Source organism: Rhizobium sp. AG855 (genome assembly GCF_003610655.1).
Classification (GTDB): Bacteria; Pseudomonadota; Alphaproteobacteria; order Rhizobiales; family Rhizobiaceae; genus Allorhizobium; species Allorhizobium wuzhouense.
Genome location: NZ_RAQG01000003.1, coordinates 3023372 through 3049853 on the forward strand (window position 1 = coordinate 3023372; position 26482 = coordinate 3049853).

The following is a 26482-nucleotide window of genomic DNA, read 5'->3' on the forward strand; positions in this document are numbered from 1 at the left end:
CTAGATCTGCATCTTTGTGATTTCGAGATAGGCGTTGACGATCTTGTCGCGGAACGCGATTGCCGTCTGGAGGGACTGTTCCGCCTGCATCACGGCGTCGACCACTTCGCGCGGATTCGCCTTGCCGGTCAGTCCGTCGAAGGAGCTCTGTTCCGCCTGCTTCAGATTGTTTGATGCCTGCGCCGCCATATCGGTGAGCGCCGAAAGGAAGGTTTCGCCCGTGGCCATCCCTGGGCTCACGCCCTCTGATGCCTGGCTCTTGGCGGAGAAGATGCTCGACAGGGAGTCGAGACCGCTTGTGCCGGACACCATGCCGGCCTTGGTAATGGATTCGATCATTGCGAGGCCTTCAGCAGGGCGATTGTCTGGGAAATCATGTCGCGTGTCTGCTTGATGGTCTGCAGATTCGCTTCATAGGTTCGGTTGGTTTCGCGCATGTCGCCCATTTCGATCAGGACGTTCACGTTCGGCATCTTCACGATGCCTTTTTCGTTCGCGGCCGGATTGCCGGGATCGTATTCCTCGATGAAATCGGATTCATCGACCCCGAGCTTCTTCACCTCGACCGTCTCGGCGCCGGAAACCCGGTCGAGCTCGCTGCCGAAGGTGATGGTCTTGCGGCGATAGGGATCGGCACCAGGCGTGTCGCCGGTGGTCCGCGCGTTGGCAATGTTTTCGGATACGATCCGCATGCGCGTGGACTGGGCTTCCAGGCCACTGCCTGCGATCTTGAGGGCTGCTCCTAAAGGATCGGTCATCAGCGTTTCACCGTCATCAGCATCATGCGATGGAAAGAGGACATTAGCGACGTGTTCAGTTCATGCTGGCGCTTGATCTCACCCGTCTTGGTGAGCTCATCCGCAATGGCGACGGAGTTGCCGGATTCCTGAACACCGATCTCGTCATTCAATTTGGCTTCCTCGACCGCGATGTTCTCATCACTGAAGTCGTTGGACGCCATGTGACCGGGCTGGGTGACGGCCATGCCCTGCACCGCGGCCGTCCGGTCGAGGACGGCGTTGAAGGGAGTGATGTCCTTTGACAGGTATTTCGGCGTGTTGGCATTGGCGATGTTCGTCGCCACCACCTGTTGGCGCACCGAGAGCCATTCGGCCTGTCGCGAGGCCAGCTCGAACAACTGGATGGGATTCATGGGCGTCACTCCGTCTTGTACTGTTCGGAGCCTAGGCCGGTAATCTTGCGTGGGACTTGCTCGCCCCGCGCTGCATCAGTTGTTTTGATAGACGGCACCTGTCGAGGTGACGATAACCCACTTGCCGTCGCGCTGCTCGAGCGTCGCAACACGGCTGTTGTCGGGAAGGATCGAACCTACACGGACGAGATACATGCCGGCCGTGTCCTCGATCAGGGCGCGACCGTTGGCGACGTGGAGGAGACGGAAACCGCTTTTGCCCGGGAAGGGCTGCGACGTGACCGGTTCAAGACCTTGCGGACGTTCCTTGCCGAGGGTCGGTACCGTCGCCGTGATGATCTCGTCAACCTGCGGCGGCGCAGTCGGGCTCTCGCCGCCTTCATCATCCTTGTCCACCAAGGCGAGTGGCGAAACGCTGAAGACGTTGCGGCCGGGACCTTCCGGCAGATCACGCGTGCGGCTCCAGTCAGCGACGCGGATGCCGAACTTCTCTTCGTTGAAGAAAACGAACCACGGGAAGAAGGCGGCGCTGCAGGCAAGCGCAATTCCGGTGAACGCAAGCAGGCGGTCGACCGTCGGGACGCGTCGCTTCAAACCGGCCGGCTTAAGCGGTGCTACGGGCTCGTCTGCATCGAAATCGGTCATCCTCAGCCCCTCTGCCTCATGCCAGCCTGGCCACCTGCCGCCGCCTTCAGAGCGTTTGCCAGGTCGGCATAGGCATCACTCGCGGGCTTGTCGCCCGGCGTCTGTTTCAAGATGTCGTAGATCACCGGCACCTGCTTGATCGCCATATCGAGATCCGGGTCGGAACCGTTGCGGTAACCACCGATGAGGCGCAGGTCACGGGTTTCCTCGAACCGGTGGATCAGCGCCTTGAGGCGCGAGACCAGTTTTTCCTGTTCCGAGGTCCAGGCCTTGCGGGCCAGTCGCGAAATCGAGGTCAACGGATTGATCGGCGGATAGCGTCCCTCATCGGCCAGGGCGCGATCGAGGACGATGTGGCCATCAAGAATACCGCGGGTGGAGTCTGCGATCGGATCGTTATGATTGTCGCCGTCGACCAGAATGGAGATGATGGCCGTGATGGTCCCTGCCCCTTCCGCGCCCGGTCCGGCGCGCTCCAGCAGCCGCGGCAGCTCGGTGAAGACGGAAGCCGGATAGCCGCGTGCAATCGGCGGCTCGCCGGCCGCAGTCGCGACCTCGCGGATCGCATGAGCGAAACGGGTTACGCTGTCGACGATGAAAAGGACGTTTTCGCCCTTGTCGCGGAAGTGCTCGGCAATGGTGATCGCTGTCAGCGGCGCCATCTTGCGCAGCATCGGGCTTTCGTCGCTCGTCGCAACGACCGCAATCGATTTTGCCATGTTGTCGCCAAGCGTGTCTTCGATGAATTCGCGCACTTCGCGGCCACGTTCGCCGACAAGGGCAATCACCACCTTGTCGAAGGCATCTGCACGCGCCAGCATCGAGAGCAGGGTCGACTTGCCGACGCCGGAGCCGGCGAAGATGCCCAGGCGCTGGCCGAGGCAAAGGGGCGAGAAGATGTCGATAGCGCGGACCCCGGTCTTGAAGCCGGTTTCGACGCGGCGGCGGGTCATCGACGGCGGTGCGGTGGTCGAGATCGGCCGGCGTTCGGTACCTGGGGCGAGCGGCGGGCCGTTGTCGATCGGATCGCACAGGGCGTTGAGAGTGCGGCCGCACCAGCTGTCGTCGGGAGCAATGCGGAAGGCGCCCTTGCGGATGACCACGTCATGGATGCCGATCGGCTCGCCCGGTTCGATCGGGCAGACGTAGCAGACGTCGGGTTCGACGCGGATCACCTCACCCAGATGTACGCCGTTCGAGGACCTGTGGGCAACGAATTCGCCCAGTCGGACATGCCGCGAAAGACCGGTGACCGTGTAGTGGCCGGCGGCGATGGTGCGGACGTGACCGCCATGGGTCACGGCAAATTCCGGCTTTGCATAGCGTTCCGCCAGCGAAGCCAACTGGCCGAGCTTGGGAGAAAGCGGTAAATCGTCTGTCACGTGCAATGCCATCACAGTCCCATCTCAGGATCAGGAGCCTCCGCCGAGAACCTTGATCGCGTCGCCGATCGAGGCTTCGCTGTCACGGATCAGTGCACTCACGCTTTCGAAGGCGCGGTTCACCTGGATCAACTGCGTCATCTGGCTGATGCCATTGACGTTCGAGTTCTCGACATAACCCTGCATGACCGAGACTTCCGGGTCATCGACAACCGGCTGCGGATTGTCGACGGTCGTGACGCCACTGTTTTCGTAACGCAGGAAGCCGTTGCGGACGTCCGCCGTGAACAGGCCGAGCGTGGCCACCTGGCGGCCATCCTGCAGGATCTTGCCATCAGCGCCGACTTCCGGCGGCCCGCCTGCGCGGTTCAATTGGATCGGCGCGCCCCCGGTGTCGAGGACCGGGTATCCCTTCACCGAGACCAATTCGCCGGTGTCGGTCATGGTGAAGCGGCCGTCACGCGTCAGCACCTGGCCAACAGGCGTGTCGATCGCGAACCAGGCATCACCCTTGATGGCGAAATCCAGTGCGTTGTTGGTCTGGGCAAGCTCGCCATTCTTGGTGGACAGATAGTCATTGCCCTGGCTGACGAAGGCAATCTTGGCGTTGAGGTCATTGCCCGTCTTGCTCAACATCTCGTCGAACTTCACCTCGGTGGCGCGGAAGCCGACGGTGTTCACGTTGGCCATGTTGTCGGCGATGGTCGTCAGGCGGCGTTCGAGCGCCATCTGCGACGACAGGGACACATAGATTCCGGATTGCACTGTGTTGCCTCCGATCGGGATGAATTTCAGTAAATCATTATTTAACGCAGACTGCCTACGCTTGCTCACGATCTTCTGAGCCAAAAGCCTTGTGCGAAACTGTTGAGTGGAAAGGCGGCTTGTGCGCGGGTCGCCCGGCCCAAAAATGAGGCCGTGATTCAGCCTCACGCAAGGCACGAGACGTATCGCTTACGATGAAATGTAACGTTCAGGTGCGGGCAAAATGAATCTCATCATCGGATTTGTAATAACGGTAGGCTGCGTCCTCGGCGGCTTCATGGCGATGGGCGGACACCTCAACGTGCTCATTCAGCCGTTCGAGCTGATGATCATCGGCGGCGCCGGCGTCGGCGGCTTCATCATGGCCAACCCGATGAAGGTCATCAAGGATACCGGCAAGGCCGTCGGTGAAGCCTTCAAGCACTCAGTGCCGACCGAACGCGCCTATCTCGACGTGCTCGGCGTGCTTTATTCGCTGATGCGCGACCTGCGCACCAAGTCGCGCAACGAGATCGAAGCCCACATCGACAATCCGGAAGAATCCTCGATCTTCACCGCCGCACCGAACCTTCTGAAGAACAAGGAACTGACCTCTTTCATCTGCGACTATGTGCGTCTGATCATCATCGGCAATGCCCGCAGCCATGAGATCGAAGCGCTGATGGACGAGGAAATCGACACCATCCTCTATGACAAGATGAAGCCCTATCACGCGATGACGGCCATGGGGGACAGCTTCCCGGCCATCGGTATCGTCGCGGCCGTTCTCGGGGTTATCAAGGCGATGAGCAAGATCAACGAGTCGCCGGAAGTTCTGGGCGGCCTGATCGGCGCCGCGCTCGTCGGCACCATGCTCGGCATCTTCCTGTCCTACTGCCTCTGCAACCCGCTGATCGCGCAGATCAAGACCGTTCGTACCAAGCAGCACCGCCTTTACATCATCGTGAAGCAGACACTGCTTGCCTACATGAACGGCTCGGTTCCGCAGGTGGCACTCGAATACGGCCGCAAGACCATCTCCTCCTACGAGCGTCCGTCGATCGACGCCGTCGAGCAGGAAATGATGAACCCAGGCGGCGGCGGTGAAAGCAAGGCGGCATGACCATGAGCGACGCAAGCACCCAGACACCTCCCGCAATGGATCGCGCCCTTCTCGCCATGCTGACCGGCGGGCTCGGTGATGCCAAGACACTGCAAAAGCTGTGCACTGAGTTCGGCCAGCTCTATACGGAGTTCCTCCCGGACGTCTTCCACAGCGAGACCGGGCTTTCGATGCAGGTCCACTACAACGGCCACGAAAGCGGGCTGATGACCGACCTGATCGCCGATCTCGGCGACAATGTCGCCTTCTCGGACGGCCAGCTGCGCAACTGGTCCCCGAACTTCGTGCTGGCCTGCGGCAACAGCTTCATCATCACGCTCATGGAAAACCTGCTGGGCGCCCTGCCGGAAACGATCCAGGAACCGATCGAGCGGCCGCTATCGCAGATCGAGCTCGACCTCTCGACCATGGTCTTCGACAAGATCGCCAATGTGCTTCGTTCGGGCGTCAATGCCGCTGGCGGTTTCGAGCCGTTGCTGGAGAAGGCGCACAACGCCGAAGATCGGGTGAAGCCGGACGAGGATCACGTCGACGAATATGCCGTCACCGTGAAGATGGGCATCACGCTCGGCACGGTGACCTCCGAATTCTACCTGGTCATCCCGCAGAAGGCTCTGCTCAAGACCGTGGTCACCATGCCGAAGTCTAAGAACCAGGCCGGCCGTTCGCGCAAGGAATGGCAGGAACAGATCGCCGAACAGGTCCGTCGTTCGCAGGTGACACTCGAAGCACGCGTAAGGCTTGAATCGCTCACGCTTGCTACGGTCTCGCGCCTAATGGCCGGCGATGTGATTGCCTTTCGCGACAAGGGCGACGTCATGGTCGACGTCAGCGCCAACGGAAAAGATCTCTATCGTTGCGAATTCGGCCGTGCCGGCGACCGCTACACCGTCCGGGTCAAGGACAATGTGAGCAGCGAAGATGAAATCCTAAAACATTTGATGAGCTAGACATTTATCGAGGCGAGCCAGAAGGCAGCTTGAGGCAAGTTTCAACAGGAATAATGGGTCCATGGCAACGAAAAAGACACCACAGACGGATGCAGACGCACTGGCGATGCCAGGTGCGAGCGACAGCGACTTCGACCAAGCGGTCGATGATCTGCGCGGCGTCCTCAAGGCGGATGCAGATGGCGGCCTTCCGGACATCGGTTCGGACTTTGGCGATTTCGGCGGCGGTCTCGACGACAAGTCGGACCCGCTAGCGGCGTTTGAATCGGATTTCGGCGGCGCTACGGCGGCTCCCGATGCCGGCTTCGGCATGAGCGACCTGGGCAGCGACATCGGTGGCGGCGACTTTGGCGGCGGTGACTTCGGTGGTGGCGATCTCGGCGGCTCGACAAGCTTCGGCGGCGACACGTCGTTCGGCAGCATGGGGAGCAGCCATCAGGAACCGGGTAGCGGCCTCACCGCCAATCTCGACCTGATCATGGATATTCCGATCGACGTCCAGATCGTGCTGGGGTCGAGCCGGATGCAGGTTTCGGGTCTCATGAATCTCGAAGAGGGCGCCATCATCGCGCTCGACAAGAAGATCGGTGAGCCTGTGGAGATCATGGTGAACGGTCGGCGCATTGCGCGCGGCGAGATCACGGTTCTCGAAAACGACGATACGCGCTTTGGTGTTAAACTGATCGAAGTGATGGCGACCAAGACATCCTGACCCATGACGGGCCAGAGAGGGCAAGACCATGATGGACTTTGACGATTTTGGCGGCCCCTTAACCGGTAAACCGCTTTCCCAGGCCGATAAGGCAGCCGCCGTGCTGCTGGCCATGGGAAAGGGCGTTGCCGGCAAGCTGCTGAAATACTTTACCCAGGCCGAACTGCAGACCATCATCGCGTCTGCCCAGACGCTGCGCACCATTCCGCCGGATGAACTGACCGAACTCGTCAACGAGTTCGAGGATCTGTTTACCGAAGGCGCCGGCCTGATGGACAACGCCAAGGCCATCGAAAGCATCCTGGAAGAGGGCCTGACGCCGGAAGAAGTCGATGGACTGCTCGGGCGTCGTACGGCTTTCCAGGCCTATGAGGCGTCTATCTGGGACCGTCTGCAGGACGCAGATCCCGATTTCATCGCCAAATTCCTGATGCGCGAACATCCGCAGACGGTGGCCTATATCCTCTCGATGCTGCCGTCCTCCTTTGGCGCCAAGGTTCTGCTCAAGCTGCCGGAGAGCCGCCGGGCAGACATCATGAACCGCACCGTCAACCTGAAGAATGTCAGCCCCAAGGCTGCCCAGATCATCGAAAACCGGGTTCATGACCTGATCGCCGAGATCGAGGCCGAGAAGAATTCGACGGGTTCGGCGAAGGTTGCCGAGCTGATGAACGAACTCGACAAGCCCGAAGTCGACACGCTTCTGCAATCGCTCGAATCGATCAGCAAGGATTCGGTCAACAAGGTACGGCCCAAGATCTTCCTGTTCGAGGATCTGCTCGTCATGCCGCAGCGCAGCCGCGTCCTGCTGCTCAACGACATTTCCGGCGACATCCTCACCATGGCGCTTCGCGGCGCCAATGCCGAAATCAAGGAATGTGTGCTGGCATCGATCAGCCCGCGTTCACGCCGCATGATCGAATCGGATCTTCAATCCGGGACTACAGGCATCAATCCGCGCGAAATCGCGATTGCCCGGCGCGCCGTGGCACAGGAAGCAATCCGCCTTGCCAATGCCGGGCAGATCCAGCTCAAGGAAACCGAAGGCGAAACCCAGGCCGCCTGAGCCGCCGGCTCTGTTGAAAACCCTACCGATCTCCCGCCCGCCGATTGAACCCCGATCGGCGGGCGGTTACGTTTGCTGAGGTGGTCCAAACGATCACCGGCCGGCGCGCCGCAAACGCGGCCGACTTGATCTTTCAGGGGGCATCTGCCACCCGGCAAGCCCTCGAGGATGGCGTCGATCATGGCCGATGAAGACGACGACAGCAAAACAGAAGACCCGACAGAGAAAAAGATGCGTGACGCGCGGGAGAAGGGCAACGTGCCCTCGTCGCGCGAACTGCCGAGCTTTGCCACGGCGCTCGCCTTCTATTTCTACGCCGTCTTTTTCTTGCCCGGCGGCATGAAACGGATGAGTGAAACGCTGAAGGACATCTTCGAGCAACCGGACCAGTGGCGAATCGGAACGGCCGTCGATGTCGTCTCGCTCTTCACGCACCTGGCCTGGGAAATCGGTGCCCTGCTTGCCCCGCTGCTCATCATGCTGATCATGCTGGGCGTCGGGTCGAACGTCGCGCAACATCTTCCCGAGTTCATCCTGGAGCGAATCACGCCGCAGGTTAGCCGGATCTCGTTGTTCAAGGGATGGCAGCGCTTGTTCAGCGCTCAGGGCATGGTCGAATTTGCCAAGTCCGTCTTCAAGATTGTCGTTGTTTCGGTGATCATGGTCTTTGCACTGAAGGGCGAATATTTCGGCGTCATAGATGCGATGTTCTCCGATCCGCAGGTGATTTTCGTCAAGTTTGCCACGATCCTGCAGAAGATGATGATCGTCATCCTTCTCTCGACGGCGCTGTTGGCGGCCGTCGACGTCTTCTGGACGCGGCACCACTGGTACGAACAGCTTCGCATGACGAAGCAGGAGATCAAGGACGAATACAAGCAGGCGCAGGGCGACCCTGTGGTCAAAGCCCGCCAGCGCTCCATCGCCCGGGATCGCGCACGCAAGCGCATGATGTCGAACGTCCCGCGCGCTACGCTCGTGATCACGAACCCGACCCATTTTGCGGTCGCCTTGCGCTATGTGCGCGAGGAAAACGAAGCGCCGGTGGTTGTCGCCAAGGGCCAGGATATCGTTGCCTTGCGAATTCGCGAACTCGCCCGAGAGCACGATATCCCGATTTTTGAGGACCCGCCCCTCGCCCGCTCCATGTTTGCGCAAGTCTCGGTCGATAGCGTCATACCGTCGATATTTTATAAGGCGGTCGCGGAACTCGTGCATCGGGTCTACGCGTCCAAGGCCCCCAAAAGACGGATACGCTAGCTCCGATGAAGAAGTGCTCCTTTACCAACCAGCGTGAACGCATCGTGGCAGCGGCAATCAGCCCCGTGGCGAGCGAATTACGCCTTCTCGATGCTGCCGACCTCATTTCACTTCTGCGTTTTGAACTTTACGGCAACCTGTCCGACCTCGTTTCGTCGGCCGCCGAACTGTATTTCCATCCCGGCACCATCGTCTTTGGCGCGGGCGGCGACTACAGGCTGGAATGGGGCGGACCGCCGGAAGTGGTGCTTGACCTCGAGATCAAGCCGCGCGGCATCACGATCTACTCGCAGCTGACGCTGACCGAGGAGCATGCCGGCATCGACATCAAGCATATCGCATTTCACGAGACGTCCGGTGATCCGGACACCAATACCCGGATCCTCGAAGAGCGTCTTCAGGAGGCCCGCTTCGTCAAGGGACAGGCGTCCCCGCTGTACGGATGAGGATGGATCAGGTGATGTAGCCAAGGCGGATCGCCTTGGCGATCGCCTGGATGCGGTTGACCGAATCCAGCTTGATCGTAGCCGATCCGAGATAGGCGTTGACCGTGTGTACCGAGAGATTCAGGCGCTCCGCGATTTCTTCGCTGATGCGACCATCACCCGCCAGTTGCAGGCAGGCGATCTCGCGTTCGCTGAGCGTCTCCGAGGGCGCGGCGCGGCGCTCATCAAGCGACAGAATATCGGTCATCACCTTGTAGCAGCGGCTGTGGACCGCAAGGATCAGATCCCCCGGCAGATCCGCGCCGCCGATCGTCGGGAAGACAACGTAGCCGTTGCCTACAGCGCCCAGGCGCACCGGAAAGGCAATGCCTGAATATGGCAGGAGGCGCGCTTCAAGCTGATGCACGAAGGGCGTGAAATCGGACGCGTCGAGGAAGCTCGTCTTCTCTTCGGCACTCCACAGGATCGGTTGCGTCGAGACTTCGATATGCGCCAGCAGTGTTTCCCCATAGGCGGCGATGAAAGCATCCCGGCCACTCGCAAGGCCCGGGCTCCAGTTCTCGAATTCGGGGTCCAGGCGGCGCTTGTGGGGAAGGTTGGCGCCCGCGATGCGGAAGGCTGCAAAACCACGGGCATTCAATGAGCGCTGAAGCGAAACGAGCTTGGGGAAAATATCGGAACGCGAGGTGACCGGACGCTGGCCCGACCAAGTGGCATCTTCCAGGATGGATCCACCCGGCCTGCTGTTGTTGGCCATTCCGCCTCCCCTAGACAAGATTGTTTCGGACCGCATAGGCAATGGCCTCCGATCTGGTCTTCGTCGCTGTCTTGCGCATCACGCTGGTGATGTAGTTGTTGATCGTGTTGCGGGAGATGCCGAGGATCGTGGCGATCTCGTCGCTCGTCTTGCCTTCGGCGATCCAGAACAGGCATTCGAGTTCACGGTCGGTCAGTTCAAAATCACGCTCGCTCTTCTGGCCCTTTGTCGTCGACAGGCTCAGGGCATAACCCGAAAGCAGGCCGACTTCGCGCAAACGCTCCGGAGAGAGAACGAAATCCTGCGGGAAAAGCAGCATCAGGGCGAGGCGTGTGCGACCGACATTCAGAGTGATGGAGCAGTATTGGCGGCTGAGGCCCAGCGGCACATACACGTCGTCAGGGAGAATATTGTATTTCGGCTGCAGGACCGACAGGCATTTCTCAAGCTCGGTCGACTGCGAATAGCTCGTCGCCAGCTCGCTTTCGAGACGACGGACCATGTCGAACGGCCAATCCGCCGCGACGACAAAGTCGAGCCCCTCTTCCTGCACGAGGTCATAACGCGCCAGCAGGTAGTGTGAGGAACCGACATATTGGCACAGAAGCCGCAGGCAGTGGGCGATGTCGCCGGCCAGCGCCGGGGACGTGAGCTTGCGGATCAGGATGTCCTTAGACGCCGAAGCCTGCAAAGGCGCGCCGGAATCGACCGCATGCGCCAGTCCTTCCGCTTGCCCCTTTGTCAGCTCGGCATCCATCCGCCCAGTCCCCTCGATGTCATCGCCGTCCGGACCACCCGCCTGCAGTCCGAATCAGTTCGTGCCGACTCAACGGCAGTCCCGCCATCATCGTAACGAATCATGTTCATTCTAAAATATAAAGTGGCAAAGGTCACAAGTAGATCCGGTATTGCGGAACACAACACGAGAATGCTCTACCACGCCCCGCAATTCAATAGACCCGGCCGGCCGCACAAAGGAAAACCGCGCCTTTGGGGCGCGGTTCGCAATACTCAATCCAGTTGTTGTCAGGCTGCGTTTTCCACAGCCCATTTGCGCAGGATCTTGGCGGCACGCTCTTCGGAGATCTCCACCATGCGCGACAGACGCCGTTCGGGACCTTCCTTGACCCGGCGATTGAAGCCACCGTTCGGATCGTCGTCCATTGACAGGAGGTCGTCGGTGGAATCGAAGCCGAAGTCCGAGCCGAAGCCGTCCATGAGGCCGCCGGCGCTGCCGCCGCCGATGGCCGGCGAGAAGTCGGGCAACTCGAGGCCGGCCGCCTGCTCGCCGATACCGCCAGCAAGGGCCGGATCCGCACCGCCACCCGCCGAGCGGATCATCGGACGGAGACCCATCCAGACAATCAGGAATGCCACGGCGACGAAGGCAAGCGAGTTGATGATGCCGCCGAGATTGCGGCTGAGGATTTCCATGACGCCGGGGCCGGTCGCGGATTCTTCCAGAAGCTGGTTTTCCAAGAAGTCCATCGCGGTCAGGGTGACGACGTCGCCGCGTGCCGTGTCGAGGCCAGAGGCAGACGCGACGATCTTCTGCATTTCGGCAAGATAGGCGTCGATCTTCGCCTGGTCGACCGGTTCGCCAACCATCTTGGCGATGCGACCGCGATTGACGACGACGGCAACGGACAGCTTTTCGACGACATAGCTGTTCTTGACGGTCGCGACCGTCTTGCTGTTGATCTCGTAGTTGGTCTGCTCTTCCTTCTTGTCCTGCTCGTCGGTGGATTCAGGACCGTTGCCGCCCGCCTGGGGGGCAGCCTGGGGAATGTTCTGCTCGACGGTTGCCGCAGTATCAGACTGCCGCTGCTGGGATTTCTGCGCTTCCTTGGTCACCCGGACAGACCGTTCGACGCGCGATTCCGGATCGTAGATCGTTTCCTGGATCTGCTGGCTGTCGGTGTTGATCTGGGCGGTGACGCTGGAGCGGAAGTTGTCCATGCCAAGGAAAGGCGCAAGCGCCTTGTCGATGTTTGTCTCGATTTCCCGCTGGACCGACTGGACGACGCCGAGGGACCGTGCGGCTTCACCGCCGGTCTCATCGCCGGCTGCAAGAAGCTGGCCGGTGGAATCAAGAATCGTCACATCCTCGACATTGAGGCCCGGGACGGACGAGGCGACCAATTGGCGGATCGAACCGGCGGCCTTCCGGCCGGCATCCGAGGAGGCACGAATCATGACGGAGGCGGTCGGCTTCTGTTCGCCACGGCGGAAGTTGCCGACGTCGGGCATCACGATGTGCACACGGGCAGCCGCGATGCCGGCAATCTGCTGGATGGTGCGTGCGACTTCACCCTCCAGAGCGCGGACACGGGTCACTTCCTGCATGAACGACGTCAGGCCGAGCGAGCCGACATTGTCGAAGAGTTCGTAGCCGGCATTGGCGCTGTTGGGCAGGCCCCGCTCGGCGAGGAGAAGACGCGCCTTGCCGGTCATACCGGCGCGCACCATGACGCTGGCGCCATCGCTGCCGGTCTCGAAATCGATGCCGGCTTCGGCGAGGGCGATGCTGATCTGGTTGAGATCGACCGGTTCCAGGCCGACATAAAGCGTTTCAAAGGAGGGTTTGTTAACGTAGAGAGCGCCGGCAATGATGATTGCGAAGGAAACGAGCGTGACACCGGCCATGGCCAAGAGCTTCGCCTGACCCATCGCCGCAAAGTTTTTTGATATCTGAAGTACTTGATTTAACAGATTCATTCTGTCTCGCACCATCAACATGAAAGGTCTGGGCGCTTTAGCCCTTGGCGAGACAATAGAAAGCGAAACTTGTGCGAACGTTTCGCGGGGCGGAAAAGCCGAAGTCATTTCGGCTGTTCAGGCACGTACTGGATCCGCCGTCCGTTTCCGGACACTCAGAAGAAGTCGAAGTCTCCGGCCGCCTTGACCAGCGGCTGGGAATGGCCGTGACGCAATCCGGCGCCAAGGGCCTTCTGCATATCGGCAAGCTTGACGAGGCTGAGAGCGGTCGTCATGTCGATCATCCAGTCATTCGGAATGGTGGCCGTGATCGTGTCGATGAATTCCGCCAGGCCCCGTGCCTTTTGGACTGCAAGGTCGATGCCCTGGAGAACCTTCACGCTGTCCGGGGACGCGAGCACGTTCGGACCGCCGAGTTCCAGCAACTGCGGCTCGACACGCTCGATCAAGTAAGCCACGTCGTGGAGCTCACTGACGATGCGCATGAGAATTTCCGGCAGTTCTTCCTGGAAACCCTGATTGTCGGTTCTGTTTTCGTTTTGCATCCGATTTCCAGTACTAGAAAAACTCGATTGAACTTTCCACCGGCTTGGCGACAGGTACGGGACGCTGTTCCAGAGCGACCGTCTTCTGCGTTTCTGCGCCCGTGAGCGGATACTGCCTTGCCCGACCACTGACAGGCCAGAATTCCAGTTTTCGGCCGTGATCGCCGCCCGTCGACGAACCCACTACCTTGATGCCTTCGTCGCGCAGGAACTGCTGAGCGAAGGCGGCATTCTGCTCTCCGACATTGGAGAACGTCGCGATCGTCTTGGCGCCACCGAAAATCTTCGCCTCAAGTCGGTCCCTGCGGGCGCCCTGCTTGAGAAGACCGTTGATCAGCAGCTCCATGAGGTGAACACCGTACCGGGTGGCGTCACCGCCACCGGCACCCGGTACCGCCGAACCTGGCAGGAGGAAGTGGTTCATGCCACCGACACCTGCGATCGGATCGCGAATACAGGCAGCAACACACGACCCGAGGATGGTCGAGAGAACCACATTCGGGTCCTTGGCCACCTTCCATTCCCCCTGAATGATATGGACGCGTTTCGCTGCCCCGTCTTCGATCATTTCAGTGCTCCGAATACAGCTTCAATCGCCGCCTTCATCTTCTCGATGGTGAAGGGCTTGGCGAGGACGTTGTTGGCGCCCAACTGTGCAGCTTTCTGAACCAGCGCCCGGTCGCCCTGGGCGGTCAGGATGATGAACGCGGCCTTCTTGGTGTTGGGATTGGTGCGCACGGCCTGCAGGAGGCCCAATCCGTCCATCTTCGGCATGTTGAAGTCCGAGATGACCAGATGATGGGGCTGCTGCTCCATGATCTTCATACCCTGCTCACCGTCACCGGCGGCAGTGATCTGCTTGAAGCCGAGCTGGGTCAGCGCGTCGCTGAGGAGAAGGCGACTTGTGACCTGATCGTCTACGATCAGAACTTTGATTTTTTCAGCTAGGGACATTATTCGATACCTTCTTTTCGGGCGGCAGTGAGTTTGAGGATTTCCTCCCCAATGGAAGTCAGGGGTAGCTGATGCTCGACGGCGCCCAGTTCGTGAGCGACGCGTGGCATTCCGTAGACCACACAGGTCTTTTCGTTCTGGCCGATCGTGCGTGCGCCGGCATGGCGCATCTTCAGGAGGCCGGAGGCTCCGTCGCGGCCCATTCCCGTGAGAATGACGCCGACGGCATTTCGGCCGGCAAGTTCAGCAACCGAGTCAAAAAGGACGTCGACGGACGGGCGATGGCCGTTGACCGGTGCGCGCTCGATCAGGCGACAGCAGGGCGCATTGACGTTGGACACCTGCAGATGGCGTTCGCCACCCGGCGCCAGATAGATCTTGCCGATTTCGAGCCGCGCGCCATCCGTCGCTTCCTCAACCACCGGCGCGCAAAGGCGGTTCAACCGCTCGGCAAAGCTCTTGGTAAAGGTGGGCGGCATATGCTGCGTGATCACCGTGGGCGGGCAATTGCGCGGGAATTTCTGCAAGACCGCGATCAGCGCTTCCACACCGCCGGTCGAGGAGCCGATCGCGACGATCTTGCGACCGACGCGGAAGTCGGCAACGGCCGCCGGCTGCACAGGCTGGGCCTGAACTGCGGGATGATTGTAGCGGTGCTGCGATCGGGCGGCAGCCTTGACCTTGTCGGCCAGCTCGCCGAAGGGGCGCGGCTCGCCGGGCTGGGGCTTTGCGACACAGTCGAAGGCGCCGATTTCGAGCGCAGCGAGCGTCGCCTCGGCACCGCGATGGGTCATGGTCGAGACCATGATCACGGGCATGGGCCGTAACTTCATGATCTTCTCGAGGAATTCGAGGCCGTTCATATTCGGCATCTCGATATCCAGCGTGACCACATCAGGGTTGAGCTGCTTGATCGCGGCCCGCGCTTCCATGGCGTCGCCGGCCTGGCCGATGACGCTGACATCAGGATCCTGGCTGAGGACCGCCGTGATCAGCCCTCGCATCGTCGGGCTGTCATCGACAACGAGAACACGTGCAGGAGAAGCCATTACCTGCGCCCTCCCTGCTTGCCGAGATAGCGATAGGTGGTGATGCCGATGTTGTCGAAGTCGTTCTTCGCCTCGCCGGAAACACGCTCGGAATGGCCGATATAGAGATGGCCGCCGACGGGCAGCAGTTCGCAGAAACGGTTCCAGATGCGGACCTGGGTCGGTTCGTCGAAATAGATGACAACGTTGCGGCAGAAGATGACGTCGAACTTGCCCTTGAAGGGCCATTGGGCCATCAGGTTCAGCTCGTTGTAGGTGATCAGCCGCTTCAAGCGGTCATCGACCTGCCACTTGCGGCGGCCTGCGATCTCGACTTCCTTGAACCACTGCTTGCGGATGGCCGGCGACACGGTTTCAAGCGCCTGCTCGTCATAGGCCCCCTGCCGGGCGATTGCCAGGATCTTCGGATCGATGTCGGTCGCAAGGATCTTGAAATCATAGTCCAGGACATTCGGGAACGCCTGAAAGACGGTGAGCGCGATCGAATAGGGCTCCTGCCCGTCCGAGCTTGCAGCCGACCAGATGCGCACACGACCACCAGACTTGGCACGCTGGATCAGGCCCGGCAGCACCTCGTCGCGGAGATGTTCGAAATGGTGGTTTTCCCGGAAGAAGCGGGTGAAATTGGTGGTCAGGTGCGACAGCATTTCGCGCCGTTCAGCGGCACCTTCCGGCGATGAAACCAGCTGGCAATAGGCGCGAAAACCGGACAGGCCGAGATTGCGGATATGCTTGGACAGACGCGAATAGACCAGCGAAGCCTTGGAATCGTTCAGCGCGATCCCGGCATCCGAGTAGATCATCGATGCAATCTCGTTCAAATCCCGACGGGTCAGCGGGTATTCGCCGCTGGCCAGTACTTCGTCGTCGGATTGACGGGATGTGCTCATTGCGATCGTCATGCAGCCTCGCTTTCGGCGTCGTTGAACAGAGCACCAAGCTCGATGAAGCAGATCATCCGCTTATCGATCGCGAGAATGCCGCGGGCGTATAGTCTTCCAAGGTCGGAGGAGATCTCCGGCGTCGGCTGTATGTTTTCGTCGGTCACCGTCAGGATATCCGACACGGCATCGACCAGCAGGCCGATGACCTTTGACTTGACCTGCGCCACGATGATGACGTGGCGGGCGGTCGGTTCTGCCGACCTCATGCCCAGACGGAGCGAGAGGTCGACGATCGGCAGGACGGCACCGCGCAGATTGATCACGCCCATGACGTATTGCGGCGCGTGAGGCAGCGGGGTTACCGGGGTCCAGCCCCTGATCTCCCTGACAGCCATGATGTTCACACAAAATTCCTGATCGCCTACCCGGAAGGCGATGAGCTCCCGGGCCCCTTCAATCAAGTTTTTCACCGCATACGACATACGATTACCCTGCGACGGCTAGCGACATTTCCTGCTTGAGTGACTGACCGCGAGAGGCGGCGACGACGGCGTCCACGTCGAGGATCAGTGCCACGCGGCCATCCCCGAGGATGGTTGCGGCGGCAATGCCCGGAACATGGGTGTAGTTGGCCTCAAGCGACTTGATGACGACCTGGCGCTGGCCCTGGATCGCATCGACCATGAGGGCACGCTGGCCGCCACCTTCCGATTCCACCAGAAGGGCAACGCCTTCCACCGGATTGGCCTGCGTGCCGCGGAAGTTGAGGATCCGGCCGACATCCACCAAGGGGCAGAAGCTGTCACGGATCGAGATCAGCCGCTGGTTTGCACCGAAGGAATGGATGTTGCGGGCTTCCGGCTGCAAGGTTTCAACGATCGCCGTCAAGGGAACGACGAGGGTCTGGCCAGCCACCGTGACGACCATGCCGTCGAGAACGGCAAGCGTCAGCGGAAGGCTCATGGTGAAGGTCGAGCCCTGGCCCGGACGCGAGGTGATCGAGATACGACCGCCGAGTGCCTGGATCGAGCGCTTGACCACATCCATGCCGACGCCACGACCGGAGATGTCGGAGATCTTGTCGGCGGTGGAGAAGCCCGGCGCGAAGATCAGGTTGTCGATCTCTTCGTCTGTCAGGTTGCTATCGGCCGCGATCAGATCGTTGTCGATGGCTTTCTGGCGGACGCGCTCGCGGTTGATACCCGCGCCGTCGTCGACGAGTTCGATGACGATGCGGCCCGAACGATGCTTCGCGGTCAGCTTGACCGTGCCTTCCGGATTCTTGCCGGCAGCGGCACGCTTTTCGGGTGTTTCAATGCCGTGGTCGACGGCATTACGGATCATGTGGGTCAGCGGCTCGGCGAGCTTGTCGATAACCGTCTTGTCGACTTCGGTGTTTTCGCCTTCCGTGACCAGGCGGATCGACTTGCCGACCATGTCGGCAACTTCGCGAACGATACGCGACATGCGCTGGAAGACAGGCTTCACCGGCTGCGCGCGGATCGCCATGACCGAGTCCTGGATCTCGCGGGTGAGCTGCTGCAGCTCGTCGAGGCCCATATTGACGGCCGAGGTCCCGGTCGCATCGTTTTCAATGACGCTCTGCGACAGCATGGCCTGGTTGATGACGAGCTCGCCCACCAGGTTGATCAGGCGGTCGACGCGGTCGAGATCGACGCGGATGGTCTGGCCGGCGGCGCTGTTGGCCTGAGCGGCCGCAGCTGCTGCTGCGGCTGCGGCGGCAGCGGCGGGCGATTCCTTCTTCTCGGGCTTGGCAGCACCCGCTGCCATCTTCACCACGTTGGACGCCGTCTCGGCTGCGGCAACGGCAGCGGTGACCGCCTCCTGCGCACCGTTGTCGGTGTCGGCTTCCGGGCCCTCGTCGAGCGCCGAAAGGTCGAAGGGAACCGGAACCATCGGCAGCTCTTCTGCCGCTTCCTTGGTTTCCGTTTCGACGACCTTGATCTCGAGGTCGCAATCCCATTCGGCGAATTCGAAGACCTGGCGGATGCCTTCTTCACCCTTTTCGGCGGTGATCTGGATCTTCCAGCTGAAATAGGCCGCTTCCGGGTCCATCTCGTCAAGCGGCGGCAGGTCGTCGGTATTGCAGTGAATGCTCATGTCGCCGAGGCGCGACAGGTCTCTCAGCAGCAGTGCTGCCTCGTTGCCTTTGCCGTAGAGTTCGCGGCGCGGCTTGAATGTGACTTCGAAGGTGGAGGGAACGACCGTCTGCTCTTCCTCGCCGCCGAAACCGTCGAAGGTAAACGGGATGGGTTGGAAGCCGCTGTCGTCCGATGGCGCAGGCGCTGCGGCAACCGGTGCAGGAGCGGCAGGCTTGGGCGCAGGGGCAGCAGCAGCGGAAGGCGCCGGCAATTCGCCATTTGCCAACTGCTCCAGTTCCTTGACCAGCCCGCTCGAGCGGCCCGGATCGACACCAACGCCATCGCGGGATGCCGTGACCAGGTCAGCCAGAACGTCGGCTGACTTGAGCATGACCTTCATGACCTCAGGGCCAGGGTCCAGCTTGTTGGATCGAACGCAATCAAGAGTCGTTTCAAAGACGTGCGCGAAGGCGACCAGGTCATCGAGACCAAATGCGCCGGCACCGCCCTTGATGGAGTGAACGGCCCGAAACACGGCATTGACCGTTTCCGGATCGCGATCCCCGTCATTCATTTTCAGAAGACCGGATTCCAGTTCGGCGAGCTGCTCCTCGCACTCCTGGAAGAAGATCTCTTTGATTTCGTTCATATCCATAGGAAAAATTCCTGGCTTAGGCGGTTACACGCTCGATGGCATCGATCAGCTTGGTCGGATCGAACGGCTTGACGATCCAGCCGGTAGCGCCAGCCTGGCGAGCCCGGTTCTTCTTCTCGGCATCGCTTTCCGTGGTCAGGACCAGGATCGGAATGGCGCGATACTTCTCGTTGCGGCGAACGCCTTCGATGAAGCCGAAGCCGTCGAGACGCGGCATGTTGATGTCGGTCACGATGACATCAGGGTTGCATTCTTCGAGCACTTCCAGACCTTCGACACCGTCTTCGGCCTGGATGGTTTCGAAGCCCGCATTGTTCAAGGTGACCAGAAGCATGTTCCTGATAGTTCTGGAGTCATCCACGGTAAGCACTTTTTTCTTCATTGCCGGATCTCCTTAGCGAGCAGATGATCGATGTTCACGCCAATCAGTTGAAGGGTTTTGAGAAAGGCTTCAGAGGCCTTTCCAAACGAGAACGGATGCTTGTCGACTTCCCAGGCCTTGGCCGCAGCCAGAAGAACCTGTGCGCATTGAGCACCGAGACGTTCAACGCCGGAGGCGTCGATGGTCAGTGGCGCGCCGCGCATGGCCAGGATGTTGGCCTTGAGATTGGATGCCTCGTTCAGGTCCAAGACTGCTGCCAGTTTCAAACCTTTCTGTTCGCCTTTCTTACTCGCCATCATTATTTTCCTTGTCCGATGTGGCCACCGCCGCAACATGCCCGAACAGCTTCTGTCGGTTGAACCATTCCACCGTCAGCCTTGTCGCGATGCACGCCCGTCGATTTCTGTTGTAGCGTATGGTGGTAAACAATCTTCTCAACCTCCCAGGCCTGCGAGCGGGAAGGACATTGCGAAGTCCTCCGCAAGCGATTCACTGTCAGTTGATCCGCTCACGGACGTGCTGTGAACGGCGGCAGAGCCCGTGTTTCGAGCATTTGAGATCTGGATCTGCGGCGTTGTGCTGCGCTGCGGACGCGACTGGCGCTCGATGTGGAATTCGCGAATGGTCGCCCCGAGTTCGAGGATGACCGCGTGCAGATCCTGAGAGCCGTCACTGGTGCGCCGGGCCAGATCTGCGGTGCTTGACAGGTCGGCGCCAAGGCCAGCCACTGTCGCCGTTAGCCCGCCGAGTTCTCCGGCATGGAGGTCCGTCTGGCGGGCGATATCGGAAACGGTCCCGCTGATGTCACCGACCTGGACGACGATATCTGCAATTGCGCCTTGTGTGCGCGCAACCATGTCGACCCCGGCTTCGACCTGGTTCTTGGTGGTCGCAACGAGGGTCTTGATTTCACGGGCGGCATCAGCCGAACGCTGCGCGAGCGCGCGGACTTCCTGCGCGACGACGGCGAAGCCGCGACCGCTGTCGCCGGCTCGGGCCGCTTCGATCCCGGCGTTCAGCGCCAGAAGATTGGTCTGGAAGGCGATTTCGTCGATGGCGCCGATGATGTGGCCAATCTGTTCGGCAGAGGCTTCGATATCGGCCATGGCGGCAATCGCCTGACCAACCACGTGGCCGCTCGCCTCGACCGACTGACGGGTCGCGGCGACCGTGCCTTCTGCCTTCTTCGTGCGCACAACGCTGTCACGAACGCCGGCTGTCAGCGTTTCCAGTGCCCGTCCCGTCTCTGCCAGCGTTTCCGACTGGCTCTCGACACGGCCGGCATAATCCCGCGCGCTCGTGGCAACCTGATCGGTCGCACCCATGGCGCGGGAAACTTTTTCTTCGGAGGCAAGGAATGCAGACTGCAGATTCTCCAACGCATCGTTCATGCGTGTCGACATGTCGGAATAGGCGTCCGAGACATCCGGTGCGACACGCACGGTCAGATCGCCTTCAGCGAGACCGTCGACAACCGGGCGGAATATCGCCTCGAACTCGGCGCGATCCTCGATGCGCTGGGCGGCCATGTCGCGGTGATGCTTGAGGCGCAATTCGTTGAAGCGCAGCGAGACGGCGATCTCGACGTCAACCATCACGAGGCGAATGAGGGAGCTGACGAGATCACTGATCTCACGCTGCTTGCGTCGGCTTGACGGCAACAGACCGGAGCCGGTCGCCTCAGAAACCACGGCGGTCACCAGATGTTCCAGCACCACGGCATGGCCGGCGATGTGCCAACGCGGATCGAGCCCCATCCGGCTTTCGCTGTCCGACAGGACCTTCACGCGCTCGGCATAGAGACCATCGAAACGGGCATCCGTCAGGACATCCCAGTGGGAGGACAGAAGGTCGTGGAAGCGGTCGTACTGGCGTTCGCTTGTAAATGCGCGGGCGGCATCAGGAGAGGTCTGCAGACGCTGGAAAAGATCTCGGAGCGCCGTCTTCAGCTGCGGTGAGAGCAGATGACGGTTCTGACGCAGCAGCTCGCACTGACTTTCGTCAAGACCGGCAAAGCGCAGCCGGTCGCGCAGGCTTCCCGCCTGTGATCCCGCCGCCCGCTCCGTCGACATGCCCTGACTTGTCATTCCTACCGCATCGCCGCCGGCTCCTGCGAGACCGGTGCTTCCCCGTCGGTTCGGTGATCGCCTTGATTTGGCACGATAAAGCTGGCGGGGGCCGAAGCCTCCGTCGCCTTCCGTGTCATGGACAGGCGGTTCGTCGAACAGATTTCATGAACATTTCAAACCGGACCAAAACCGGTACGACGGGACGGCGTCATGCCCGAAGGAAACTCGAGGTGAGTCCCACTCCGACGTGTCCACTCATGTTTATGGTTAATTCCTTGCCTGAAGGTTAATAAAACTTCGCCGTAGTCCTGATCCATCTAATATTAGCGATCATTTTTGTTTCTTCTCCAGACATTCCGATTTTCACCGGGAACCCATGGTGGAACAAAGCTGTCACCGCGCTCGTTCGAAGCGAAACACGGGAGTGAGACGTGAGCGCACGGGCGATCTGGAAGGGTTATCTGTCGATCGGGGATGTGGGATGCGCCGTTGCCCTCTTTTCGGCCATCGACGCTCAGGAAAGAACGTCCTTTCACATCATCAACCGCGACACGGGCAACCGGGTCAGGCGGCAATATGTCGATGAGGATACGGGCAAAGCCGTCGACAAGGACGACCTCGTCAAGGGTTACGATCAGGCGGACGGACACACCGTCGTGCTGGAAGCAGAGGAAATCCGAGAGGCTGTTCCCGACAGCGACAAGCGGCTGGAGATGTCGACCTTTCTTCCCTGCGCTGACATCGACACGCTGTATCTCGAGCGGCCGTATTTCCTGGCGCCAGCGGATGCACAATCAGTCGAGGCCTATGATCTCATCCGGGACACCATGGTGGCGACGAATGTGGCCGCCGTTGCGCGGACGGTGCTCTTCCGGCGGGTCCGCAGCGTGCTGATCCGCCCCGAAGGACCAGGTCTGATCGCGACGACGCTGAATTACGATTATGAAGTGCGGGATCCGGCTGAAAGCTTCGGTGATATCGCCAAGGTGAAGATCGATTCCGAGATGCTCGATCTGGCGCGCCACATCATCGATACGAAGATGGGACGCTTCGACCCGGCGGCCTTCGAAGACCGATACGAGGAGGCGCTGGCGGAACTCGTGCGGGCCAAAATCGCCGGCCGCAAGCCGAAGAAGCTGCCGAAGCGCAAGGCGGAGAATGTCACCAGCCTCATGGATGCACTGCGCAGGAGCGCCGGTGCACCTGCCAGCTCGAAAGGCAAGGCTCAGCCGGCGAAAAGCCGCAAGGCGGCGCCATCGGCGGGGCGGCAGAAAAGGGCGAGCTGATCATGTCGCTGTCGGAATATCGTCGCAAGCGCGACTTCAAGGCAACGCCGGAACCCAAGGCGCAAGCGGCGAAGACGAAGGGCAACTCCTTCGTCATCCAGAAGCATGCCGCCCGCCGGCTCCACTACGATTTCCGCCTGGAGATGAACGGTGTCCTGAAGAGCTGGGCGGTCACGCGTGGCCCAAGCCTCGTGCCGAGCGAGAAACGGCTGGCGGTTCATGTCGAGGATCACCCGCTGGCCTATGGTGATTTCGAAGGCGTCATTCCGCCTGGGCAATATGGTTCCGGCGAGGTGATCGTCTGGGATCGTGGCAACTGGGAGCCGCTGCATGATGCGGCCAAGGGCTACAGAAAAGGGCATCTGGAATTTTCCCTGCAGGGAGAAAAACTCCACGGCCACTGGCATCTCGTGCGCATGGCGAAACGAGACGGCGAGACGCGGGAGAACTGGCTGCTGATCAAGGGCGACGACGAGTTTGCCCGCAGCGACACAGATCCCGACGTCATCGAGGAACTGCCTCTATCGGTCAAAAGCGGCCGGCCGATCGAAAGCCTGAAGGGAGACGGAAAGGCCGAGGTGTGGAATTCCCGCAAGACCAAGCAGGCAGCTAAGGCCAAGACGCCGGGGAAATCGAAAGTTGCCAAGGCGGCGGAGACCAAGGCCCGCACCACAGTGAAGGGTACAAAACCGGCGGACTTGCCGAATTTCGTGCCGCCGGCGCTGGCCACACTGGTCAAGACGGTGCCGAAGGGCGGTCGCTGGCTGCACGAGATCAAGCTCGACGGTTATCGCATTCAAGCCCGTGTCGATCATGGCGACGTAAGGCTGCTGACCCGGACCGGCCTGGACTGGACGGACCGCTTCGGTGACGCAATCAGCCAGGGATTGAAAGCACTGCCGGTGCAGACCGCTTTGCTCGACGGGGAAATCGTGGTCGAGACGGGCAATGGCAGCAGCGATTTTTCTCTTCTGCAGGCGGATCTCAGCGACGGACGGGCCGACCGCTTCGTCTACTACATCTTCGACCTCGTGCATCTCGACGGACAGGATCTGACCGGCGCATCGCTGATCCGGCGAAAAGCGGTGCTCGAACACTTGATGCGACCCGCAGAAGGGCCTTTGAAATACTCGACGCATTTCGACGAGAGTGGCGACCTCGTGCTCAAACACGCCTGTCGGCTGAGCCTCGAAGGCGTCATTTCCAAGGTTGCCGACGCACCGTATCGGTCCGGTCGCGGGCGCGACTGGGTGAAGTCAAAGTGCACGGCGCGGCAGGAACTGGTGATCGGGGGGTACGTGCCGTCGTCTGTTTCGGACACGGCGATTGGATCGTTGATCATGGGCGTCAACGACAAGGACGGCCTTCGTCATGTCGGCCGCGTCGGGACAGGCTACAGCGCCAGCGTCGCGCGCCAGCTCTTCAGGCAGCTCAAGCCATTGGTTCAGAAGAAGAGTCCGTTTGCAGGGACACTGACGAGCCTCGAGCGCAAGGATGCTGTCTTCGTCAAACCCGAACTGGTGGCCGAGGTCGAGTTTCGCGGCTGGACCGGCGATGCCCATCTCCGCCATGCCTCGTTCCGCGGCTTGCGCGACGACAAGACGGCAACCGAGGTTGTCCAGGAGAGCGGGCCTATCCCGCAGCGTGGGTCGACCGCCAAGCCGCGCGCGCGGGCCGAGGCGACCGCCAAGCGCAGTGTGCCGCTCACCCATCCCGACAGGCTTTACTGGCCGGAAGCCGGTGTCACCAAGGAGGGGTTGGCGGACTATTACGTTCAGGTCTGGCCGCGCATCGCGCCTTTCATCGTTGACAGGCCGCTCGCCCTGTTGCGCTGCCCGGAAGGGCATGCCGGCACCTGTTTCTTCCAGAAACATGGGTGGCGCGGCATGCGCAAGGAGATCATCACGATCCGCGATCCCAAGGATGATGACGAACAGGCGTTGATCGGCATTCACGATCTCGATGGACTGCTGGCCCTGGTGCAGGGCGCAGCCCTCGAGATCCATCCATGGGGTTCGCGCGGCGGCGATCTGGAACGGCCGGACATGGTCAATATCGATCTCGATCCGGGGCCGGATGTGGACTGGGAGCGTGTGGTCGCTGCAGCTTTCGAAGTTCGACAGCGCTTTTCGGACATGGGGCTGACCGGTTTTGTCAAGACATCCGGCGGCAAGGGGCTGCATGTGGTCGCGCCCGTGAAGCCGAAGGCCGAATGGCCGGCCGTGAAAGCTGCCATGAAGGCACTTGCGGACAGCATGGCAGCCGACAGCCCGGACGACTATGTCGCGACGATCAGCAAGGCAAAGCGAAAGGGCAAGATCTTGATCGACTACCTGCGCAACGGGCGCGGAAATACGGCTGTCGCGCCCTACTCCACCCGTGCGAGAGAGGGCGCGCCGGTATCCATGCCGCTGTCATTCGACGAACTGGGGCCCAACATCGGGCCAAACCATTACACGGTGACGAATACCCCGAGCCGGCTCGAACAGCAGGACGGTGATCCATGGGGGGATTTTCGCAAGGCGGAGGCGCCCATCTCCACCAGCATTCGCAAGTCGCGCAGCAAGCGGTGAAGCCTACTTGCGCGCACCGCCCTTCTTTTCGGAGGCGAGGCTGCGGCGGAGCGCTTCCATGATGTCGATGACATTGTCCTTGGACGCGGGCTCCGGCGCGGCCCTCTGCTTCGACCGTTTCGACTTCTTGCTGCGCATCGCGATGATTTCGTGGAGGCGCTCTTCGACCGGGTCCTGTACCAGCTTGGGAGACCAGTTGCGCATGCGCGCCTGAACCAGTTTCTTCATCATCGTCCTGGCACGCGCTGGCGACGCTTCCTCGCCTGCTTTCGCAAAGAAGGGATCGGCGTCGCGCACCTCGTCTCCGTACCGCAAGGTCCAGACGATCATGCCGTTGTCGCGCGGCACAAGAAGCACGGAGTGTTCACGGCGATAGAGCACCAGACGTGCGATGCCGCCCGTATCGGTCTTGCGCATGGCTTCGCGGATCACCGCAAACGCTTCCTCGCTCACCTTGTCGGCGGGGGCCAGGAAGTGCGGGCTGTCGTACCAGATCCAGCCGATCGAGTTTTGCGGGACGAAACTTTCGATATCGATCGTGCGGGTGCTTTCCAACGCCACGTCATCGAGCTCTTCGTCTTCGATGAGGACATAGTCATCCTCTCCCCGGGCATACCCCTTGACCTGGTCTTCGTCATCAACAGGCTCGCCGGTTTGCGCATCGATATAGCGGTTCACCACGCGGTTGCCTGTCTGGCGGTTGATGTTGTGGAAGCGGAGTTTGCTGCTCTCGGTGACGGCGGGTGTCATCGAAACGCGGCAAGTCACGAGCGAAAGCTTCAGATAGCCTTTCCAAAACGCTCTTTGTGCCACCGCATTCTCTCCCTCTCGTGCGGTCCGTCCGCAGATCTGCCCCGGAAAACGCGCGCAGCCGACAGGGGTTCCCCTTTCCCATCAATTCGGCAGTTGCGACGGGAACCGTTTGCCCGCAATCGCGTTCCTCTGAAGCCAGTTCCCCTCGAATGACAGTCCGGGGATCAGCCAATGGTATGGGGGTACCGCTGGCAGATCGGTCCGGTACCGGTGG

The 26482-nt window shown here is 60.8% G+C and carries 28 protein-coding genes; 8 read left to right on the forward strand and 20 right to left on the reverse strand.

All coding sequences use genetic code 11. The annotated features are described in order from the left end of the window. The 6 genes from DFO46_RS14920 to flgF form a co-directional block, all read right to left on the reverse strand. Nucleotides 1-339 carry a flagellar hook-basal body complex protein FliE gene (locus tag DFO46_RS14920; protein ID WP_110789958.1) on the reverse strand — a complete coding sequence of 113 codons (339 nt, stop codon included), beginning with the start codon at nt 337-339 and terminating at the stop codon, nt 1-3. After that, nucleotides 336-758, reverse strand: coding sequence for a flagellar basal body rod protein FlgC (gene flgC / locus DFO46_RS14925; RefSeq protein WP_062276411.1), 423 nt, complete (start codon nt 756-758; stop codon nt 336-338). The genes DFO46_RS14920 and flgC overlap by 4 nt, the downstream gene beginning before the upstream one ends. Next, complete coding sequence (flgB, locus tag DFO46_RS14930; RefSeq protein WP_110789959.1) at nt 758-1153, reverse strand: flagellar basal body rod protein FlgB; 396 nt, start codon at nt 1151-1153, stop codon at nt 758-760. Before flgB ends, flgC begins: the two co-directional genes overlap by 1 nt. Before the next feature lie 75 nt (nt 1154-1228). Continuing rightward, nucleotides 1229-1798, reverse strand: coding sequence for a flagellar protein (locus DFO46_RS14935; RefSeq protein WP_120277829.1), 570 nt, complete (start codon nt 1796-1798; stop codon nt 1229-1231). 2 nt (nt 1799-1800) lie between these two features. Further along, nucleotides 1801-3192 carry a flagellar protein export ATPase FliI gene (gene fliI / locus DFO46_RS14940; RefSeq protein ID WP_110789961.1) on the reverse strand — a complete coding sequence of 464 codons (1392 nt, stop codon included), beginning with the start codon at nt 3190-3192 and terminating at the stop codon, nt 1801-1803. 18 nt (nt 3193-3210) lie between these two features. Next, entirely contained in the window at nt 3211-3945 is a 735-nt protein-coding gene (flgF, locus tag DFO46_RS14945) for a flagellar basal-body rod protein FlgF (protein WP_110789962.1), read from the reverse strand. Nucleotides 3946-4168: 223 nt separating this feature from the next. Between flgF and motA the strand changes: the two genes are divergently transcribed. The 6 genes from motA (at nt 4169) to DFO46_RS14975 (ending at nt 9481) form a co-directional block, all read left to right on the forward strand. After that, entirely contained in the window at nt 4169-5047 is an 879-nt protein-coding gene (motA, locus tag DFO46_RS14950) for a flagellar motor stator protein MotA (RefSeq protein WP_110789963.1), read from the forward strand. Then, entirely contained in the window at nt 5044-5997 is a 954-nt protein-coding gene (locus DFO46_RS14955; protein WP_110789964.1) for a FliM/FliN family flagellar motor switch protein, read from the forward strand. The genes motA and DFO46_RS14955 overlap by 4 nt, the downstream gene beginning before the upstream one ends. Before the next feature lie 61 nt (nt 5998-6058). Then, the gene (fliN, locus tag DFO46_RS14960; protein WP_110789965.1) at nt 6059-6709 is read left to right on the forward strand and encodes a flagellar motor switch protein FliN; all 651 of its coding nucleotides are present in this window, start codon (nt 6059-6061) and stop codon (nt 6707-6709) included. Between the two features lie 28 nt (nt 6710-6737). Next, nucleotides 6738-7775: a flagellar motor switch protein FliG gene (fliG, locus tag DFO46_RS14965; protein WP_110789966.1), complete on the forward strand. Its 1038-nt coding sequence runs from the start codon at nt 6738-6740 to the stop codon at nt 7773-7775. Between the two features lie 180 nt (nt 7776-7955). Then, nucleotides 7956-9035 (forward strand): flagellar biosynthesis protein FlhB, encoded by a 1080-nt coding sequence (gene flhB / locus DFO46_RS14970; RefSeq protein WP_120278271.1) that lies wholly within the window; start codon nt 7956-7958, stop codon nt 9033-9035. A 5-nt stretch (nt 9036-9040) separates the two neighbouring features. Then, complete coding sequence (locus tag DFO46_RS14975) at nt 9041-9481, forward strand: hypothetical protein (RefSeq protein ID WP_110789967.1); 441 nt, start codon at nt 9041-9043, stop codon at nt 9479-9481. Nucleotides 9482-9488: 7 nt separating this feature from the next. Here the strand turns inward: DFO46_RS14975 and DFO46_RS14980 are convergent, their stop codons facing one another. The 13 genes from DFO46_RS14980 to DFO46_RS15040 all read right to left on the reverse strand — a co-directional run bounded on the left by DFO46_RS14980 (nt 9489) and on the right by DFO46_RS15040 (nt 21599). After that, nucleotides 9489-10238, reverse strand: coding sequence for a LuxR C-terminal-related transcriptional regulator (locus DFO46_RS14980; RefSeq protein ID WP_110789968.1), 750 nt, complete (start codon nt 10236-10238; stop codon nt 9489-9491). Nucleotides 10239-10248: 10 nt separating this feature from the next. Beyond that, complete coding sequence (locus DFO46_RS14985) at nt 10249-10995, reverse strand: helix-turn-helix transcriptional regulator (protein ID WP_110789969.1); 747 nt, start codon at nt 10993-10995, stop codon at nt 10249-10251. Nucleotides 10996-11264: 269 nt separating this feature from the next. Beyond that, entirely contained in the window at nt 11265-12956 is a 1692-nt protein-coding gene (gene fliF / locus DFO46_RS14990; protein ID WP_183041904.1) for a flagellar basal-body MS-ring/collar protein FliF, read from the reverse strand. A gap of 155 nt (nt 12957-13111) precedes the next feature. Continuing rightward, a complete protein-coding gene (locus DFO46_RS14995) occupies nt 13112-13501 on the reverse strand; it encodes a hypothetical protein (RefSeq protein WP_110789970.1) in 390 nt (129 codons plus the stop codon). A 13-nt stretch (nt 13502-13514) separates the two neighbouring features. Beyond that, a complete protein-coding gene (cheD, locus tag DFO46_RS15000; RefSeq protein WP_110789971.1) occupies nt 13515-14069 on the reverse strand; it encodes a chemoreceptor glutamine deamidase CheD in 555 nt (184 codons plus the stop codon). After that, nucleotides 14066-14455, reverse strand: a complete 390-nt coding sequence (locus DFO46_RS15005; protein ID WP_006726293.1) for a response regulator — start codon at nt 14453-14455, stop codon at nt 14066-14068. The genes cheD and DFO46_RS15005 overlap by 4 nt, the downstream gene beginning before the upstream one ends. Further along, nucleotides 14455-15504 (reverse strand): protein-glutamate O-methylesterase CheB, encoded by a 1050-nt coding sequence (gene cheB / locus DFO46_RS15010; protein WP_110789972.1) that lies wholly within the window; start codon nt 15502-15504, stop codon nt 14455-14457. The genes DFO46_RS15005 and cheB overlap by 1 nt, the downstream gene beginning before the upstream one ends. Beyond that, nucleotides 15504-16406 carry a protein-glutamate O-methyltransferase CheR gene (gene cheR / locus DFO46_RS15015; RefSeq protein ID WP_110789973.1) on the reverse strand — a complete coding sequence of 301 codons (903 nt, stop codon included), beginning with the start codon at nt 16404-16406 and terminating at the stop codon, nt 15504-15506. The genes cheB and cheR overlap by 1 nt, the downstream gene beginning before the upstream one ends. After that, on the reverse strand, nt 16403-16870 hold the full coding sequence (locus DFO46_RS15020; RefSeq protein WP_110789974.1) for a chemotaxis protein CheW: 468 nt from the start codon (nt 16868-16870) through the stop codon (nt 16403-16405). The genes cheR and DFO46_RS15020 overlap by 4 nt, the downstream gene beginning before the upstream one ends. Nucleotides 16871-16874: 4 nt before the next feature. Next, the gene (locus DFO46_RS15025; protein WP_110789975.1) at nt 16875-19145 is read right to left on the reverse strand and encodes a chemotaxis protein CheA; all 2271 of its coding nucleotides are present in this window, start codon (nt 19143-19145) and stop codon (nt 16875-16877) included. Nucleotides 19146-19161: 16 nt separating this feature from the next. After that, the gene (gene cheY1 / locus DFO46_RS15030; RefSeq protein WP_028738986.1) at nt 19162-19527 is read right to left on the reverse strand and encodes a chemotaxis response regulator CheY1; all 366 of its coding nucleotides are present in this window, start codon (nt 19525-19527) and stop codon (nt 19162-19164) included. Then, entirely contained in the window at nt 19524-19823 is a 300-nt protein-coding gene (locus DFO46_RS15035) for an STAS domain-containing protein (protein ID WP_110789976.1), read from the reverse strand. The genes cheY1 and DFO46_RS15035 overlap by 4 nt, the downstream gene beginning before the upstream one ends. 138 nt (nt 19824-19961) lie before the next feature. Beyond that, entirely contained in the window at nt 19962-21599 is a 1638-nt protein-coding gene (locus DFO46_RS15040; RefSeq protein WP_120278273.1) for a globin-coupled sensor protein, read from the reverse strand. Nucleotides 21600-22027: 428 nt separating this feature from the next. On the opposite strand from DFO46_RS15040, the gene DFO46_RS15045 reads away from it, so the two are divergent. Together DFO46_RS15045 and ligD are read left to right on the forward strand one after the other, a co-directional pair. After that, entirely contained in the window at nt 22028-22882 is an 855-nt protein-coding gene (locus tag DFO46_RS15045) for a Ku protein (protein WP_120277830.1), read from the forward strand. Nucleotides 22883-22884: 2 nt separating this feature from the next. After that, the gene (gene ligD / locus DFO46_RS15050; protein ID WP_120277831.1) at nt 22885-25455 is read left to right on the forward strand and encodes a DNA ligase D; all 2571 of its coding nucleotides are present in this window, start codon (nt 22885-22887) and stop codon (nt 25453-25455) included. 3 nt (nt 25456-25458) lie between these two features. On the opposite strand, the gene DFO46_RS15055 is transcribed toward ligD, so the two are convergent. Continuing rightward, complete coding sequence (locus DFO46_RS15055; protein ID WP_120277832.1) at nt 25459-26268, reverse strand: Ku protein; 810 nt, start codon at nt 26266-26268, stop codon at nt 25459-25461. Nucleotides 26269-26482 lie beyond the last annotated feature (214 nt).